General features: G+C 70.3%; 15 protein-coding genes. 6 read left to right on the forward strand and 9 right to left on the reverse strand.

Features of this window, described 5'->3' with window-relative positions:
* Nucleotides 1–19: 19 nt before the first annotated feature.
* The 3 genes from A4W93_RS29665 to A4W93_RS29670 all read right to left on the reverse strand — a co-directional run bounded on the left by A4W93_RS29665 (nucleotide 20) and on the right by A4W93_RS29670 (nucleotide 1,651).
* A complete protein-coding gene (locus A4W93_RS29665; RefSeq protein ID WP_099959906.1) occupies nucleotides 20–244 on the reverse strand; it encodes a hypothetical protein in 225 nt (74 codons plus the stop codon).
* Between the two features lie 14 nt (nucleotides 245–258).
* Entirely contained in the window at nucleotides 259–705 is a 447-nt protein-coding gene (locus A4W93_RS14560) for a response regulator (protein WP_085751285.1), read from the reverse strand.
* Nucleotides 706–1,405: 700 nt separating this feature from the next.
* Nucleotides 1,406–1,651: a glycosyltransferase family protein gene (locus tag A4W93_RS29670; protein ID WP_157131659.1), complete on the reverse strand. Its 246-nt coding sequence runs from the start codon at nucleotides 1,649–1,651 to the stop codon at nucleotides 1,406–1,408.
* Between the two features lie 47 nt (nucleotides 1,652–1,698).
* Here A4W93_RS29670 and A4W93_RS14570 point away from each other — a divergent pair, with 47 nt between their 5' ends.
* Nucleotides 1,699–3,111, forward strand: a complete 1,413-nt coding sequence (locus tag A4W93_RS14570; RefSeq protein WP_085751287.1) for a sigma-54-dependent transcriptional regulator — start codon at nucleotides 1,699–1,701, stop codon at nucleotides 3,109–3,111.
* 17 nt (nucleotides 3,112–3,128) lie between these two features.
* Here A4W93_RS14570 and A4W93_RS14575 read toward each other — a convergent pair whose 3' ends face one another.
* Entirely contained in the window at nucleotides 3,129–4,976 is a 1,848-nt protein-coding gene (locus A4W93_RS14575) for a PAS domain-containing hybrid sensor histidine kinase/response regulator (RefSeq protein ID WP_157131660.1), read from the reverse strand.
* Nucleotides 4,977–5,075: 99 nt separating this feature from the next.
* Nucleotides 5,076–6,485 (reverse strand): RNA polymerase factor sigma-54, encoded by a 1,410-nt coding sequence (rpoN, locus tag A4W93_RS14580; protein WP_456319751.1) that lies wholly within the window; start codon nucleotides 6,483–6,485, stop codon nucleotides 5,076–5,078.
* A 269-nt stretch (nucleotides 6,486–6,754) separates the two neighbouring features.
* Between rpoN and A4W93_RS14585 the strand changes: the two genes are divergently transcribed.
* From A4W93_RS14585 to A4W93_RS14600, 5 genes are all read left to right on the forward strand, one after another.
* Complete coding sequence (locus A4W93_RS14585) at nucleotides 6,755–7,216, forward strand: PA2169 family four-helix-bundle protein (RefSeq protein WP_085751289.1); 462 nt, start codon at nucleotides 6,755–6,757, stop codon at nucleotides 7,214–7,216.
* A gap of 17 nt (nucleotides 7,217–7,233) precedes the next feature.
* Nucleotides 7,234–7,605 carry a response regulator gene (locus tag A4W93_RS14590; RefSeq protein WP_085751290.1) on the forward strand — a complete coding sequence of 124 codons (372 nt, stop codon included), beginning with the start codon at nucleotides 7,234–7,236 and terminating at the stop codon, nucleotides 7,603–7,605.
* Between the two features lie 64 nt (nucleotides 7,606–7,669).
* On the forward strand, nucleotides 7,670–7,873 hold the full coding sequence (locus tag A4W93_RS14595; protein ID WP_085751291.1) for a hypothetical protein: 204 nt from the start codon (nucleotides 7,670–7,672) through the stop codon (nucleotides 7,871–7,873).
* A gap of 107 nt (nucleotides 7,874–7,980) precedes the next feature.
* Entirely contained in the window at nucleotides 7,981–8,184 is a 204-nt protein-coding gene (locus tag A4W93_RS29675; protein WP_157131661.1) for a hypothetical protein, read from the forward strand.
* Entirely contained in the window at nucleotides 8,115–9,242 is a 1,128-nt protein-coding gene (locus tag A4W93_RS14600; RefSeq protein WP_237357543.1) for a DNA topoisomerase IB, read from the forward strand. Before A4W93_RS29675 ends, A4W93_RS14600 begins: the two co-directional genes overlap by 70 nt.
* 3 nt (nucleotides 9,243–9,245) lie before the next feature.
* On the opposite strand, the gene A4W93_RS14605 is transcribed toward A4W93_RS14600, so the two are convergent.
* From A4W93_RS14605 to A4W93_RS14620, 4 genes are read right to left on the reverse strand one after another with little or no spacing between them, the layout of a single operon-like run.
* Complete coding sequence (locus tag A4W93_RS14605) at nucleotides 9,246–10,358, reverse strand: hybrid sensor histidine kinase/response regulator (protein ID WP_085751292.1); 1,113 nt, start codon at nucleotides 10,356–10,358, stop codon at nucleotides 9,246–9,248.
* Between the two features lie 37 nt (nucleotides 10,359–10,395).
* A complete protein-coding gene (locus A4W93_RS14610) occupies nucleotides 10,396–10,968 on the reverse strand; it encodes a chemotaxis protein CheB (RefSeq protein WP_237357544.1) in 573 nt (190 codons plus the stop codon).
* A 20-nt stretch (nucleotides 10,969–10,988) separates the two neighbouring features.
* Nucleotides 10,989–11,837 carry a CheR family methyltransferase gene (locus tag A4W93_RS14615; protein ID WP_407081716.1) on the reverse strand — a complete coding sequence of 283 codons (849 nt, stop codon included), beginning with the start codon at nucleotides 11,835–11,837 and terminating at the stop codon, nucleotides 10,989–10,991.
* Nucleotides 11,822–14,902, reverse strand: coding sequence for a response regulator (locus A4W93_RS14620; protein WP_085751294.1), 3,081 nt, complete (start codon nucleotides 14,900–14,902; stop codon nucleotides 11,822–11,824). Before A4W93_RS14620 ends, A4W93_RS14615 begins: the two co-directional genes overlap by 16 nt.
* Between the last annotated feature and the right edge of the window lie 16 nt (nucleotides 14,903–14,918).

Genomic DNA, 14,918 nt, shown 5'->3' on the forward strand with positions numbered 1-14,918 from the left:
TTCCGCTGGGGTTCCCCCATCAGTTCGGGGCGGGCGGCAGCACGGCGCCGTGCTGCGGTCGGCTGGATTCGAGGCCGCCGTCGTCGGGCGCATTCGCGGGCTCGCCGTGTTTCGGGGGCGGAACGGGCCGCGAGGCCGCAGGCCGCCCGTCCTCGGCGAAGTCACGCTCGGCCTGGTCGGGCACGCCGTCGGCGTCGCGGTCGGCTTCGGTGTCGGGGGTGGTGGTTCCGATGCTGGATTTCATGGGCAGGGGGTCCTTCAGCGTGCGTGGGCGAAGAGCGTGGCGTCCTGGTGGGCGCGCGGGGGATCGTCGATGAGCCTGTCGATGGCGTCCAGGGTGCGGTGCACGTCGAGCGGCTTGGCCCAGAACTCGCAGAACGTGGACCCGGCCAGGCGCCGGCCCCCGTCGTCGGTGGCCGACACCGCGACGGCGGGTGTGTCCGCGAGGCCCTCGACCGCGCGCAGTTGCGTGAGCAGTTCGGCCCCGTCGCAGTCGGGCAGGTGGAAGTCGAGCAGCAGCAGGTCGGGCCGTTCGAGGCGCGCGGCCTGCAGGCCTTCCTCGCCCGTGGTGGCGACGACGAGCCGCAGGCGCGGCCGGTGGTTGAGCATCGCCTGCATGATCATCACGTTCACCGGATGGTCCTCGACATAGAGGACCACCGGCTGGTGCTCGGGGGACGTTCGGAGGGGGGCGGGGGCGGACATGGGGACAACCTTTCGGGATCGGTCGGCCAGTTCGAGGCAAGTCACATGCCACGGACGGTTTACCGACAAATCCTAGTCCTTCGAGCGACTTTCGTCCCTCGATCCGGCAAAAGGTTCTGAAGCGCGCACGCGAACTGCCGTCAGGTTGGGATTTCGCGGCGGGACATGCTGTAGGTGCCGTCCGACAAGCAATGGCGTCCCTCGCCGGTAGTGAGGGGCGCCGCCCGTCCGTACAGTCGCCGCAAGCCGGTCGAGCGATGCATCGGCCGTTGTTGTGTCAGGCGTGGGCCTTCACGGGCACGCGCGTCCCTCGAACTGCCGTCCCGTCCTCCGCCATGCGCTGTCCGCCCCCACCCCCATCGATTCCGCCCCGCACGCCACACGAAGCCGTAGGCAATCGGCGTGCGCAGGCCGATTTCCGTGAAATCCTGACGATTCCGCAACGAGTCGTTGCGGGAAAACCCGAAGAATCACATGATGGACCCGTGTTCATTCGAAACGAGGCTCCCCGCAAAGCGGCCCCCGTGCTGGCTTTGATGATCCGTATGGCTCATTCCGGACTGAGCCGGACGGTCCCTGGCGATTGGCACGAATTGAAACATCTGGCGGACAGCACCGAGAGGACGATGACTAACATCGCGCCTCGCCTTCGCCGGGGCCCGTCCCGTCGAAAGGAGATCGGAGGCACGAACCCATGAGTTCATTCAACAGCCTTCAGCGCGGCATCCGGCAGCGGGCGTTCCGCCAGCGCCAGGAAGCGCAGCGCACCTTGTGCAAGAAGCTCCGGCTCCTGCGCGTCGAAGACAACCACAGCCTCGGCAACCGCCCCTCCGCGGTGGTGCTCGAGGCCACATTGCAGAGCCGGAGGAATTCGTCCAGATGAACGCAGCAGATGGACATGGACCGAGGGATGGGATGGGTGATCGACCTGTTCCAGTGTTGGCAAGCGACGTGCCTGCCGGCGTTCCCCACCCATCGACAGGAGTACTTTGAATGCCCCACGCACTGGTAGTGGACGACGAGCCGGACTCGGCTGAAACGACGGCCATGCTCATCGCGAGCGAGGGCTTCACCGTGGCCACCGCCGGGTCGCTGCGCGATGCCCGCCGGCAGATCGCGCTGCAGGAACCCGACATCGTTCTGCTCGACCTGAAGCTGCCCGACGGCAGCGGCATGGAACTGCTGCAGGACCTGAAGGCGCTGCCCAACACCGAGGTCGTGCTGGTCACCGGGCATGCGAGCCTCGAGACGTCCATCCAGGCGCTGCGCCTCGGCGCGGCCGACTACCTCGTGAAACCCATGAGCCTCACGCAGCTCAAGGGCATCCTGTCGCGCGTGATGAAACCCGCCACGCTGAAGGCGGAGGCGCGCCACCTGCTCGAAACGCTGGAGCGCGACGGGCACTTCGGTGCGCTGTGGGGCCGCTCCGCCCCGATGCGCAACGTGTACCGCCAGATCGAGCGCGTGTCGGAGACCAGCGTCACGGTGTTCATCACCGGCGAAAGCGGCACCGGCAAGGAGGTGGTCGCGCGCACGGTGCACGACCTGAGCCGACGCCGCAACAAGCCGTTCCTCGCGGTCAACTGCGGCGCCATCTCGCCGCACCTGATCGAAAGCGAGATCTTCGGCCACGAGAAGGGCAGCTTCACCGGCGCCGACCGCCAGCACCAGGGCTTCTTCGAGCGGGCGAGCGGCGGCACGCTGTTCCTCGACGAGATCACGGAGATGCCGCTCGACCTGCAGGTCAAGCTGCTGCGCGTGCTGGAGAGCGGCACCTTCATGCGCGTGGGCTCCACGCAGGTGCTCGAGACCGACGTGCGCATGATCGCGGCCACCAACCGCAGCCCCATGCAGGCCGTGAGCAGCGGCAAGCTGCGCGAGGACCTGCTGTACCGCCTCAACGTGTTCCCGATCCACCTGCCGGCCCTTCGAGAGCGCAGCGAGGACGTGCCGCTCATCGCCGCGCACTTCCTCGACCAGATCTCCGAGCGCGAAGGCAACGCCAAGCGCTTCTCGCCCGACGCCATGGTGCAGCTCAGCCACCACGGCTGGCCGGGCAACGTGCGCGAGCTGCGCAACGTGGTGTACCGCGCCTACGTGATGGCCACCGACACCACCATCCACGACCCGTGCCTTCCGGGCGCGGAGAGCGACCCGAAACCGGTGGTGCAGGCCGCCACCGGCGGGGTGCCGATGATCACCGTGCGCATCGGCACGCCGCTCGCCGAGATCGACCGCCAGGTCACGCTCGCGACGCTGGACCACCTCGGTCGCCACAAGGAGCGCACCGCGGCGACGCTGGGCATCAGCCTCAAGACGCTCTACAACCGCCTGAAGGAATACTCGAACAGCGGCGAAGCCGACCTCGTGGTCAGCGAACCGGTGCCGCTGGACGAGAAGGGCTGACGTTGGGCAGGGTCAGGTCACGCGGGCGTGTGCAGCAGCGGATCGACCACACGGTTCAGGCTGTCGGGCCGCATGGGTTTCACGATCACCGCATCGAACCCCAGCGCCCGCGCGTTGGCCTCGGCCTCGCGCTGCGCGTAGCCCGTGAGGGCCACGAACACCGCCTGGCTGCCCAGCCGTTCGCGCAGCGGCGTGAACGACCCGGGGGCCGTGCCCTCGATGTCGCCCAGCACCACCTCGGGCCGGAAGCCATCGATCAGCCGCAGCGACTCGTCCACGGTCGCGGCGGTGGCGACCTGGTGGCCCCACAGCTCGATCTGCAGCCGCATCAGGTAGCGGGCGTCGGGGTTCTCCTCGACCAGCAGCACGCGGAACGACGGATGCTGCGGCGCCCGTGACGGCGCGGGGGCGGGTTCGCTGTCGGCCGGAGCGAGGGGCAGGGACAGCACGAACTCCGCACCCTGTCCGGCGCCTTCGCTGAAGGCCTTCACGTCGCCACCATGCAGCTGGGCCACGCGCCGCGCGAGCGGCAGGCCGAGGCCCAGACCGCCGGGGTTGCCGCCGCTCTGCAGGTCGTGCCGCGCGAACAGGTCGAACACGTACGGCAGGAATTCCGCCGTGATGCCCTGGCCCTCGTCGCGCACGGCGATGTGCAGCATGCCGCCGGACACCTTGGCCGTCACCGAGATCACGCTCGGTTCGGCCGTGAAGGCGGCCGCGTTCGAGAGGATGTTGCTCAGCGCTTGCGCGAGCCGGATGGAGTCGCCCAGCACCCACTGCGCCGCGGCCGGCGCGTCGATGCGCAGCGTGTGGCCGGCGGCATCGAGCTTCGGCTGGCTGGTCTCGGCGGCGGCGCGCAACAGGTCGCGCACGGCCACGCGACCCTTCACGAGCGTGATCTGCCCCTGCATCACGCGGGTGACGTCGACCAGGTCGTCGACGAGCCGCCGCAGCCGGCCCACCTGGCGCTCGATGATCTCGCGCAGGCGGGTGAGGGTGGGGTGGCCGTCTTCCAGGGTGCGCAACACGCTCGCCGCGTTCGCGATGGGCGCGAGCGGGCTTCGCAACTGGTGGGACAGCATCGCGAGGAACTCGTTCTGCCGTCGGTCCGCCAGCCGAAGCGACTGCGCGTGTTCGGCGAGCCGCTCTTCGAGCTCCTTGCGTTCGTGGATGTCGACGCAGCTGCCGATGTAGCCGTCGAAGCGCCCGTCTGCCGCGTGGCGCGGCACGCCGCTGCACAGCACCCAGCGGTACGCGCCGTCGTGGCGGCGCAGGCGATAGTCCATCGTGAAGGGCTGCCGCTCCTCGAAGCTCGTCTTGTAGATCGCGACGCAGCGTTCGGTGTCTTCCGGGTGAACGTCGGCCACCCAGCCGTCGCCGCGCAGCTCCGACAGCGGGCGGCCGGTGAAGTCGAGCCAGGGCTTGTTGAAGGCCTGGCAGAGGCTGTCGGGGCCCGAGGACCAGATCATCACCGGGGCGATGTCGAGGTCGGCCGGCAGGGACGCGGTCCCCTGCGCGACCGCGAGGAGGCACAGGCGCCCCAGGGTGCCGGCGTTGGCCGGCAGCAGTTCGACGTCGGCCGTGGCAGGGGTGCCGTCGGCCCGCGTGACCACGAGCGGGCCGCGCCACGTGTCACCCGCAGCGAGGGCATGCTGCCAGCCGGCCGTGTCGCCGCTCGAGGCCGGCGCGATGATCTCGGCGAGGTGGCCGCCGCGGGTGAGGGCCCCCGCGGCCGCATTGGCGGCCAGCACCCGGCCCGACGTGTCGAGCAGCAGCACGGCGTGCGGATGGTGCTCGAACAGCGCCCGGGCCATCGGGTCGGTGAGCGCGGCGGGTGCGGCGCCCTGTCTGGACAAATCGTTCACTGGCGGACTCCCCGGTCATGTGTGCCGGCCCGGCATCGGCGGGCGCGTGATTCGGTTTCGGCAAGCGGCATGCCTGCGTGAGCGGCACCTCGTGTGGTCTCACGCATGCCGGCGGCGCCTTTCCACAGGAGCCACCTTGAGCAGCTGCCGGTATTTTGTGACGGTTCGGCGCGCCACGCTGAGGCCCTGCCGGAGAAGCCGCCTCGCGATCTCGGGGTCCGACAGCGGGTGGGACGGGCTCTCGCTGTCGATCATCTCCTTGATGACCCCGCGGATCGCCGTGGGCGAGCAGGTGCTGCCGCTCGCGGTGACCATCGCGCGGGAGAAGAAGTACTTCAGTTCGAACACCCCCACCGGCGTGGCCATGTACTTGTTGTTGGTGACGCGCGAGACGGTGGACTCGTGCAGGCCCACCTCGTCCGCGATCTCCTTGAGCCCGAGCGGCTTCATCGCGAGCGGCCCGTGTTCCAGGAACGAGTGCTGGCGCCGCAGGATCGCCTCGGCCACCTTCAGGATGGTGGAGAAGCGCTGCCGCACGTTTCGCACGGTCCAGCGGGCTTCCTGCAGGCTGGCCGCGAGTTCGCCGTGGCGTGCGTCGCGGTGCTGCTGGAACAGCCGCGCGTAGGCCTGGTTCAGCTTCACCCGCGGCACGATGTTCTGGTTGAGCGTGGCGAGCCACGAGCCCCGAACGCGGCGAACGACCACGTCCGGTGTCAGGTACTGCACGTCGTTCGCGCCGTGGCGCCAGCCGGGGCGCGGGTCGAGGTGGCGGATGCGTTCGCAGGCGGCTTCCACCGCGTCCACCGGGCTGTCGAGCAGGCGCGCGAGGCCCGCGACGTCGTGCTGGGCGAGGCGCGGGAGGTGCTCGGTGACGATGCGGGCGGCCAGGGCCCGCAGTGCCGGATCCTCGATGTCGGGCAACTGCAGCACGAGGCATTCGCGCACGTCGCGCGCGCCCACCCCGTTCGGGTCGAGCGACTGCACGCGCCGCAGCGCGGTGAGCATCTCGGCGGGCTCCGGGTCCACGCCGCTCAGCACCGCGAGTTCGGCGAGCGGCGTGCGCAGGTAGCCATCGTCGTCGAGCGATTCGATCACGGTCGCGGCCAGCAGCAGGTCGCGCGGAGGCAACGGGAGCACGTGGACCTGGCCGTGCAGGTGCTCGCGCAGGCCCACGTCGGCAGCCACGAAATCGAGGGCCGTCACGTCACCGCCCGCACCGCCGGCGCGGCGATCGCCGGGGGACATCGCCGACCAGCCGTCGTTCGGCGGCGGCTCGTCGCTGGCGGCCTCGGCAGCGGGTGCGGCGGCCGGGTCGGGCACCACGGGCGCGTCGGTTTCGTCGACCTCGAGGAACGGGTTCTTGTCGAGTGCGGCGTGCACTTCCTGCGCGAAGTCCAGCGAGGACAACTGCAGCAGGCGGACCGCCTGCTGCAGCCTCGGGGTCAAGGTCTGGTGCTGTCGATGTTCAACTCTGAGCGCCGGTGCGGTCATGGCGAGAAAGGCCTCCATGAGGTTCGCGGGGCGAGGGAATCGCCCGCGTTCGAGTGCAACGATCTGCAACCCCCGTGCCACGGCGGAAGCCCCATCCCATGGGCCCAAACCGAGGGTTTACGCTGAGTTTTGGACGCAGCAAATCGCAGCATCTCGTAACCATTACCGCAAGGATTTCAGGGGCATTCGGTGGCCGCGCGGCAAGACACGGACCCGCCCGGGCACGCCGTCTGCCATTGCTTTCTGGAACCGGGATCCGCGATCCCGTCCATCCAAGGAGCAGCCCCATGAGCGTATCCAATGACGACATCGTCGAAACCCTGAACGACCTCATCGCCACCAGCAAGGACGGCGAACTCGGCTTCACCGCATGCGCCGAACGGGCCACATCGAGCGAGTTGCGACGGCTGTTCCTGCAACGCGCGGCCGGCTGCAAGCAAGCCGCGGACGAACTGCGCCCCGCGGTGATCCAGTACGGAGGCGAACCCGAGACCGACGGCACCACGTCCGGCGCGCTGCATCGGGGCTGGGTCGCGGTGCGCGGCTCGCTGGCCGGCTACACCGACCAGGCGCTGCTCGACGAATGCGAACGCGGCGAGGATGCCGCGCTCGCACGCTACCGCGCCGCGCTGCGCGACGACGTGCTGCCGGAGCCGCTGCGAGCGCTCGTGGCCCGCCAGCAGCTGGGCGTGCAGGCCAACCACGACCAGGTGAAGCGGCTGCGCGACAGCGTCCGCGCCAACGGCTGAGCGGAAAGGAGCGAACCATGCTCGGCAAACGAATCCTGGTCGTCGACGACAACGTGGACGCGGCGGAGGCCGTGGCCATGCTGCTCGAATCCGAGGGGCACGAGGTCCATACAGCCCACACCGGCCGCGCCGCCGTCGCCGAGACGCTGCGCTGGTCGCCCGAGGCGGTGCTGCTCGACATCGGGCTGCCCGACCTCGACGGTTTCGAGGTGGCCAGGGAGATCGTCGCGCTCGCCCTCGTGCCGCCACCGCAGCTCATCGCGCTGAGCGGCCACGGCAGCGCCAGCGACGTGGAAGAGGCCCGCGTCGCCGGCTTCGACCAGCACCTGCTGAAGCCCGCCGAGCCGGACGTGCTGTTCGCCCTGTTCGAGGCCCACGCGCCCGGCTGAGCTGGGCACGCGGGTTGCCATGAACTCCATGTGCGACTTGCACAGCATCTGAAGGAGTAGATCCATGACCCAACAGAACCGCCCGAGCCAGGATTCGCAGAAGTCGGGGCAGCAGCAGCCGTCCCAGAAGCAGTCGCCGCAACAGCAGCAGGACCAGCAGAACACGCAACGCCAGCGTGACCAGAACGTCCAGCAGCAAGGCGGCAACCGCTCGCCGCAGCGCAGCGACCAGCAAGGCAGCGACAGCAGCGGCGATCGCCAGCGCTGACCTCCGCGACCCACCGCCGGGCCGATGACCCGGTGACGTCCCACCCCGCCGGTGAATCGCGAAACCGCGAGGCGCCGGCGGTTTCCACGAGCGAAAGCGAAGCCGCCATGACCGTCCAGACGATCCGCGTTCCCCTGCCGCTGCCCCGGCGATCTCCCGACGACACCGAGGTGCCCGTGGCCCAGGGAACGAGCGCGGCCGACGGCCCCTGCAGCCACGCGGGACGCTGCGACCGCGATGCGTGCGGCCAGGCCCAACGCGTCAAGCTGAACTGCCCTTCGCTCGACACCCCGCCCACGAGCCCGCTCTGAGATCCCGGCCCGCGACCCCGCCCGACCCGGCCGCATCCGCCGGGCTCGTCTACGTCACGGACGAGGGGCCCGGCATCGCCCGCCGCCGCAGCGGCAAGGGCTTCTCGTACCGCACGCCCACCGGCCAGTGCCTGCGCGATCGCGCCGAACTCGACCGCATCCGGCGCCTCGCGATCCCGCCCGCATACACGCGCGTGTGGATCTGCCCCCGGCCCGACGGCCACCTGCAGGCCACGGGCCGCGACGCCCGGGGCCGCAAGCAATACCGCTACCACCCCGACTGGCGCATCGCGCGCGACACCGACAAGTTCACCCGCATGGCCGCGTTCGGCGAGGCGCTGCCGCGCATCCGCGCGCGGGTGAAACGCGACCTGGAGGCGAAGGGGGTCGCGGGGGTCCCGCGCGACACGGTACTCGCCACGCTCGTGCGCCTGCTCGACACCACGCTCGTGCGCGTCGGCAACGACGTCTACGCCCGCGAGAACGGCTCGTACGGCCTCACGACGCTGAAGACGCGCCACGCGCAGGTGAACGGCTCGGTGCTCAAGCTCCGCTTCAAGGGCAAGAGCGGCATCGTGCACGAGGTGGCGCTGGAGGATCCCCGCGTGGCGCGGGTCGTGCGCCGCTGCCAGTCCATGCCCGGGCAGGAGCTGTTCCAGTACACCGGGGACGACGGCACGCCGTGCGATGTGAGTTCGCAGGACGTCAACGACTACCTTCGCGCGTGTTCCGGCGAAGGCTTCACCGCGAAGGACTTCCGCACGTGGCACGCGAGCGCGCTGGCCCTGGGCCTCTTCGCCGGCCGGGCCGCGGAGCCCGTGACGAAGCAGGAGGTGGTGGAGGTGCTCACGGAGGTGGCCCGGCGGCTCGGCAACACCGTCGCCGTCTGCCGCAAGTCCTACGTGCACCCGGACGTGGTGGCCGCCGCCGCATCCGGTGAACTCGCCGCGCTGATGGCCGCGGCACCGGCCCGCGTGCATCGTCGGGGTCTGACGGTGCCCGAGCGCCAGCTGCTGTGTTTCCTGGCCGGCGCCTGCGCGCCGCGGCGTCGGGGCTGAAGGTCAGCGCGTGCTGCGCTCGCTGCGCGGGATCAGGAACTCGAACACCGTGCCTTCGCCGGCGTTGGAGCGCGCGACCACCGAGCCGCCGTGGGCGCTGATGCCCTGGTCGACGATGGCCAGGCCCGCACCGAGCGTGCCACGCGCCGGCTCCTTGCCGGCCGACGGCAGGATCGGCTCGAAGAGGTCGGCCTGAACGTCGTCGCTCAGCACGGTCGGGAAGCTCACCGTGGCGTTCAGGCGGTCCTTGTGGCTGCCGTCGAGCAGCACCTTGACCACCACACCTTCGCCCGCATGCTCGAGCGCCGTGCCCACGAGGTTCGTGAACACCTGGCTGAGCCGGTCGGTGTCGAAGGTGCCGGTGAGGTCGCCCTCGCACTGCACGTCGACCTTCACGCTCGGGCGCACCTCGACGATCTCGGCCACCACGGACGCGCAGAGGCTGCCGAGGTCGGCCATCTTCGGCGAGATGCTGGCGATGCCGGGGCGGATGCGCGAGAAGTTCAGCAGGTGGTCGATGGTGCGGGCCATGCGCGAGCTGCTCGACTTGATGCGCAGGCCGGCCTTCTGGATGGGTTCGTCGTGGCCGCGCCGGTGCACGATCTCGGCGCTGAGCGCGATGGCCATCAACGGCGTGCGCAGGTCGTGGGTCAGCACGGCCGTCATCATCTCGTTGAGCTTGCGCAGGCGCTGCACCTCGACGATCTGGTGCTGCAGGCGCTGGCGTTGCACGTAGAGGTCCACGAACACCGCGACCTTGCTGGCGAGCACGTGCGGCTCCAGCGGCTTGTAGAGGAAGTCCACCGCGCCCGCCTCGTAGCCGCGGAAGGTGCGCTGCTGGTCCTGCGACGCGGCGGTCAGGAAGATGATCGGGATGTGGCGGGTGCGCTCGGCGCCCCGCATCAGCTCGGCGAGCGCGAAGCCGTCGATCTCGGGCATCTGCACGTCGAGCAGCGCGACGGCCACGTCGTGGTTCAGCAGCAGCTCCAGCGCCTCGTCGCCCGACCCGGCCTTCAGCACGCGGATGCCCGGGCGGGCGAGCAGGGCCTCCAGCGCGAGCAGGTTCTGCGCGACGTCGTCGACGACCAGCACGTTGACTTCTGACGTTGGGTTCATGGCGTTTCTCTGAAGTTCGATGGAGATTGGAAAAGGTTCATGACACGGCAGCCAGGCTCAGCGCCATGCGTTCGATCGAGAGCACCGCGTCCGCGCCGGCCGACGCGATGCCCGCGGCCGGCATGGTGCTCGCCACCGCGGTGTCCGGGTCCTGGACCCAGGCCGTGCCGCCGCGTGCGCGCACGGCCGCCAGGCCCTCGCTGCCGTCGTCGCTGCCGCCGGTCAGCAGCAGCGCGAGCAACTGCGCACCGTAGGCGATCGAGGCCGATTCGAACAGAGGGTCGATCGCCGGCCGTGAATAACGCACGGGCGCGTCGATCGACAGCGCGAGCGTGCGCGTGGGTTCCACGAGCAGATGGTAGTTGGGCGGCGCGAACACCACGGCGCCGGGCGGCACGGGCTGCTTGTCGAGCGCTTCGGTGACGGGCAGGGCGCAGCGCTGGTCGAGCAGCGCGGCGATGCCGCTCGGCTGGTCGGGCGGTACGTGGATCACCACGAGCACCGCTGGCCGGAATCCCGCGGGCAGGGCCGTCAGCAGCGACAGCAGCGCGTCCACGCCGCCGGCCGAGGCGCCGATCACGACCGCCTCGATCCGGGACAGGGGAAGCACGGGGGTGTCCATGGCGAGCCTCACAGTCGGCGGTAGATGCGCTCGGGGCTGGCCACGGCCTCGAACGCCTGCGCGTGCGTGCCGAACTGCAGCGTCTCCTTGCTGCCCAGGCCGAGGAAGCCGCGGTGCACCAGCGACTCGCGGAACAGGCCGATGGCGCGGTCCTGCAGGCCCGGGTTGAAGTAGATCAGCACGTTGCGGCATGACACGAGGTGCACCTCGGAAAACACGGTGTCCGTGGCGAGGCTGTGGTCGGCGAACACGATGTTCTTGCGCAGCTTGCGGTCGAACACCACGCCTTCGTAGGCCGCGGTGTAGTAGTCCGACAGCGAGCCCGTGCCGCCGGCCGCCTGGTAGTTGCGGCTGAAGAGCGCCATGCGGTCGAGCGGGTACACGCCGGCCTCGGCCTTGCGCAGCGCCTCGGGGTTGATGTCGGTGGCGTAGATGAGCGCGCGGTCGAGCAGCTTCTCCTCGGCGAGCAGGATGGCCAGCGACCAGACCTCCTCGCCGCTGCTGCAGCCGGCCACCCACACCTTGATGGAGGGGTAGGTGGCGAGCATCGGCGTCACCTCGCGGCGCAGCGTGGCGAAATACGTGGGGTCGCGGAAGAACTCGCTGACCTGCACGGTGAAGTACTGCAGCATCTGCGCGAACACCTCGGGCTCGCGGAGCACGCGGTCCTGCAGGTGGGCCAGGCGCTCGCAGCCGAAACGGGCCATCGCCTGGCGCATGCGGCGGCGCAGCGACGTGACGGCGTAGTCGCGGAAGTCGTGCTGGTAGCGGAGGTACACGGCCTCCAGCATCAGCTTGACCTCGATGTCGAACAGCGCGGTGTCGGCGTCCACGGGCGCTCCTACTTCGGCATCCAGACGCGGCACAGCGAGATCAGCTTGTCCACGTCGAGGGGTTTGGCCACGTAGTCGTTCGCGCCGGCCTCCAGGCAGCGGTCACGGTCGTCCGGCATGGCCTTGGCCGTGAGCGCGATGATGGGCAGGTTCGCCCACTCGGGCCGCTCGCGGATGTGTTTCATCGCGGTCAGGCCGTCCATCTCCGGCATCATGATGTCCATCAGCACGAGGTCCACGGCCGGACCGCGTTCCAGCCGGTCCAGCGCCTCCTGGCCGTTGCGGGCCACCTCGAGCTTCGCGCCCAGCGGCTCGAACACGCTCGAGAGCGCGAAGATGTTGCGCACGTCGTCCTCGGCGAGCAGCACGCGCCGGCCGTCCAGCACCGAGTCGCGCTCGCGCGCCTGCATCAGCAGCCGCTGCTGCTCGGGCGGCAGCGACGACTCCACGCTGTGCAGGAACAGCGTGACCTCGTCCAGCAGGCGCTCCGGCGAGCGCGCGCCCTTGACGATGATGGACTTCGAATAGCGGCGCAGGCGCTGCTCCTCGTCGCCGCTCAGGGCCCGGCCGGTGTAGACGATCACGGGCGGGAAGGCGTACTGGTCGCCCGCGGCCATCTTCTCGAGCAGTTCGTCGCCCGAGCCGTCGGACAGCGACAGGTCCATCACCATGCAGTCGTACGTGGTGCTCGACAGGCGCTCGAGGGCGTCGGCCACGGTGCCCACCGCGTCGATCACCACGCCGTCGGCCGACAGCAGCAGCACGAGGTTGCGGCGCAGGTCCTCGTCGTCTTCCACCACCAGCACGCGGCGCACCTCGCGCTGCAGGCGGTCCTGCAGGCCCTGGATGGCCGACACCAGCTGCTCGCGCGCGGCGGGCTTGAGCACGTAGCCCACGGCGCCCAGTTCGAGGGCCGTCTGCGTGCGCTCGTGGGCGGACAGCATGTGCACCGGCAGCGGCCGCGTCGCGGTGTCGCGCTTGAGCCGCTCGAGCACGGTCAGGCCCGACTGGTCGGGCAGCCCCACGTCGAGCAGCACGCCGCTCGGCTGCAGTTCGCGGGCGAGCCGCAGGCCTTCCTCGCCCGTGCTGGCGATCACGCAGTCGAAGCCCAGCTCGTGGGCCAGGTCGTACAGCACGGCGGAGAAACGCGGGTCGTCCTCGATCACGAGGATCAGGCGGCCCGCGCGACCGAGCTGCCGGCGGTCGTCCTCGACGGCCGTGGCCACGGGGGCCGGCACCGGCGCGGCGACGGGGGCGACGGCGGCAGTGGCCACCGCGGCCGGGATGGTCGACTCCACCGCGACCCCGTCGAACTCGACGGGCAGGTCCACCGTGAACGTGCTGCCGCGGCCGGGTTCACTGTCGACCCGCAGCGTGCCGCCGAGGCGGTGGGTGAGTTCGCGGGAGATCGACAGCCCGAGGCCCGTGCCGCCGAAGCGGCGGCTCGTGCTGCCGTCGGCCTGGCGGAAGGCCTCGAAGATCACGTCCTGCTGGTGTTTCGGGATGCCGACGCCGCTGTCGATCACGTCGAAGGCCACGCGGCCCTCGGCCGCGGGCCGCACCACGAGCCGCACCTCGCCGCGTTCGGTGAACTTGATGCCGTTGGCCAGCAGGTTCTTGAGCACCTGCAGCAGGCGCTGCCCGTCGGTCTGAAGCGTGGCGGGGGCGCCGGGCGCGGTCTCGACGACGAACGAGAGCTTCTTCTGGCGCGCGAGCGGGTCGAACGTGGCGCGCAGCCGCGCCACCACGTCGGCGAGGTCCAGCGGCTCCACGTGCAGGTCCACGTGGCCGGCCTCGATCTTCGAGAGGTCGAGGATGTCGTTGATGAGCAGCAGCAGGTCGTTGTTGGAGGCGTGGATGGCCTGGGCGTACTTCACCTGCTCGGCGTTGAGCGAACCCGGCTTGTTGTCGGCCAGCAGCTTCGACAGAATCAGCGAGCTGTTGAGCGGCGTGCGCAGCTCGTGCGACATGTTCGCGAGAAACTCCGACTTGTAGCGGCTCGCCGCCTCGAGCTGCTCGGTCTTGCCGTGCAGCGACTGCTGCGCCGCCAGCAGGTCGAGCTTCTGGCGTTCGAGCACCTGGGCCTGCTCCTCCAACTGCACGTTGGTCTGCTCCAGTTCCACCTGCTGGGTCTCGAGCCGCGCCTGCGACTCGAGCAGCACCCGGCTCTGTTCCTCCAGCTCCTCGTTGGAAACGCGCAGCTCCTCCTGCTGGGCCTGCAGCGATTCGCCCTGGCGCTGGGTCTCCTCCAGCAGCACTTCCAGGCGCCGGCGGTACAGGGCCGAGCGCAGCGCGAGGCCGATGGGTTCGGCGACCTGGTCGAGCAGTTCCAGCACCCGCCCGACGTCGTCGCGCTTGCGCAGGAAACCCAGTTCCACGACCCCGGCCGTGACGCCATCGATGCGCAACGGCGCGATCACGATCCGGCCGGGCGTGCTGCGTCCGAGCGCCGTGGTGACCGGCAGGTGGCCCGGCGGCACGTCGTCGAGCACCCGGGCGCGGCCGTCGCGCGCGACCTGACCCGCGAGGCCGTCGGGAATGGGGATGCGTTCGCGGGTGGCGGCGAGGTCGACCGCGTGGCCGCCCTTGCGCAGCAGGTCGGGGCCGTCGATGCGGTAGAGCAGGGCGGTGTCGGCCCCCGTGACCTCGCAGAGGGACTGGGTGGCGCGGTCGGCCACCTCGTTCGGGCCGTGTTCACCGATCAGGCGCTGCGAGACGATCGTTTCACCCTGCTGCAGCCACGCGAGCCGCGCCACGTCCAGGCGCACTCGCAGCACCTGCCACACGAGGAAGGCCAGGGCCCACAGCACCGCACCGCCCACGACGCGGTTGACGCCGGCGACGAACGCATCGGTGCCCGCGGGGGACAGCAGGTAGCCGGCGAGGCTCATCGCGGACGCCACGGCCGCCGCGATGAGGGGCGCCTGGGGACGCGTCTGGAGCAGCAGCAGGCCCACCGGCACGAGGAACAGCGCCCATTCGGCATAGCCCACCGGCGTGAACAGGTCGACGGCGAGGGTGGCGAGCATCAGCGCAGCGGCGCCGACCTGGACTGCGAGGTTTCGGGATCCGTCGACGTGGAGGTTCATGCGGGGTTGGGACGGG

Source organism: Piscinibacter gummiphilus, from assembly GCF_002116905.1.
GTDB lineage: Bacteria > Pseudomonadota > Gammaproteobacteria > Burkholderiales > Burkholderiaceae_C > Rhizobacter > Rhizobacter gummiphilus.

Coding starts and splice junctions, on each gene's coding strand:
- A4W93_RS29665 (WP_099959906.1), bottom strand. CDS start 244: ATGAAATCCAGCATCGGAACCACCACCCCCGACACCGAAGCCGACCGC.
- A4W93_RS14560 (WP_085751285.1), bottom strand. CDS start 705: ATGTCCGCCCCCGCCCCCCTCCGAACGTCCCCCGAGCACCAGCCGGTG.
- A4W93_RS14570 (WP_085751287.1), top strand. CDS start 1,699: ATGCCCCACGCACTGGTAGTGGACGACGAGCCGGACTCGGCTGAAACG.
- rpoN (WP_456319751.1), bottom strand. CDS start 6,485: ATGGAGGCCTTTCTCGCCATGACCGCACCGGCGCTCAGAGTTGAACAT.
- A4W93_RS14585 (WP_085751289.1), top strand. CDS start 6,755: ATGAGCGTATCCAATGACGACATCGTCGAAACCCTGAACGACCTCATC.
- A4W93_RS14590 (WP_085751290.1), top strand. CDS start 7,234: ATGCTCGGCAAACGAATCCTGGTCGTCGACGACAACGTGGACGCGGCG.
- A4W93_RS14595 (WP_085751291.1), top strand. CDS start 7,670: ATGACCCAACAGAACCGCCCGAGCCAGGATTCGCAGAAGTCGGGGCAG.
- A4W93_RS29675 (WP_157131661.1), top strand. CDS start 7,981: ATGACCGTCCAGACGATCCGCGTTCCCCTGCCGCTGCCCCGGCGATCT.
- A4W93_RS14605 (WP_085751292.1), bottom strand. CDS start 10,358: ATGAACCCAACGTCAGAAGTCAACGTGCTGGTCGTCGACGACGTCGCG.
- A4W93_RS14620 (WP_085751294.1), bottom strand. CDS start 14,902: ATGAACCTCCACGTCGACGGATCCCGAAACCTCGCAGTCCAGGTCGGC.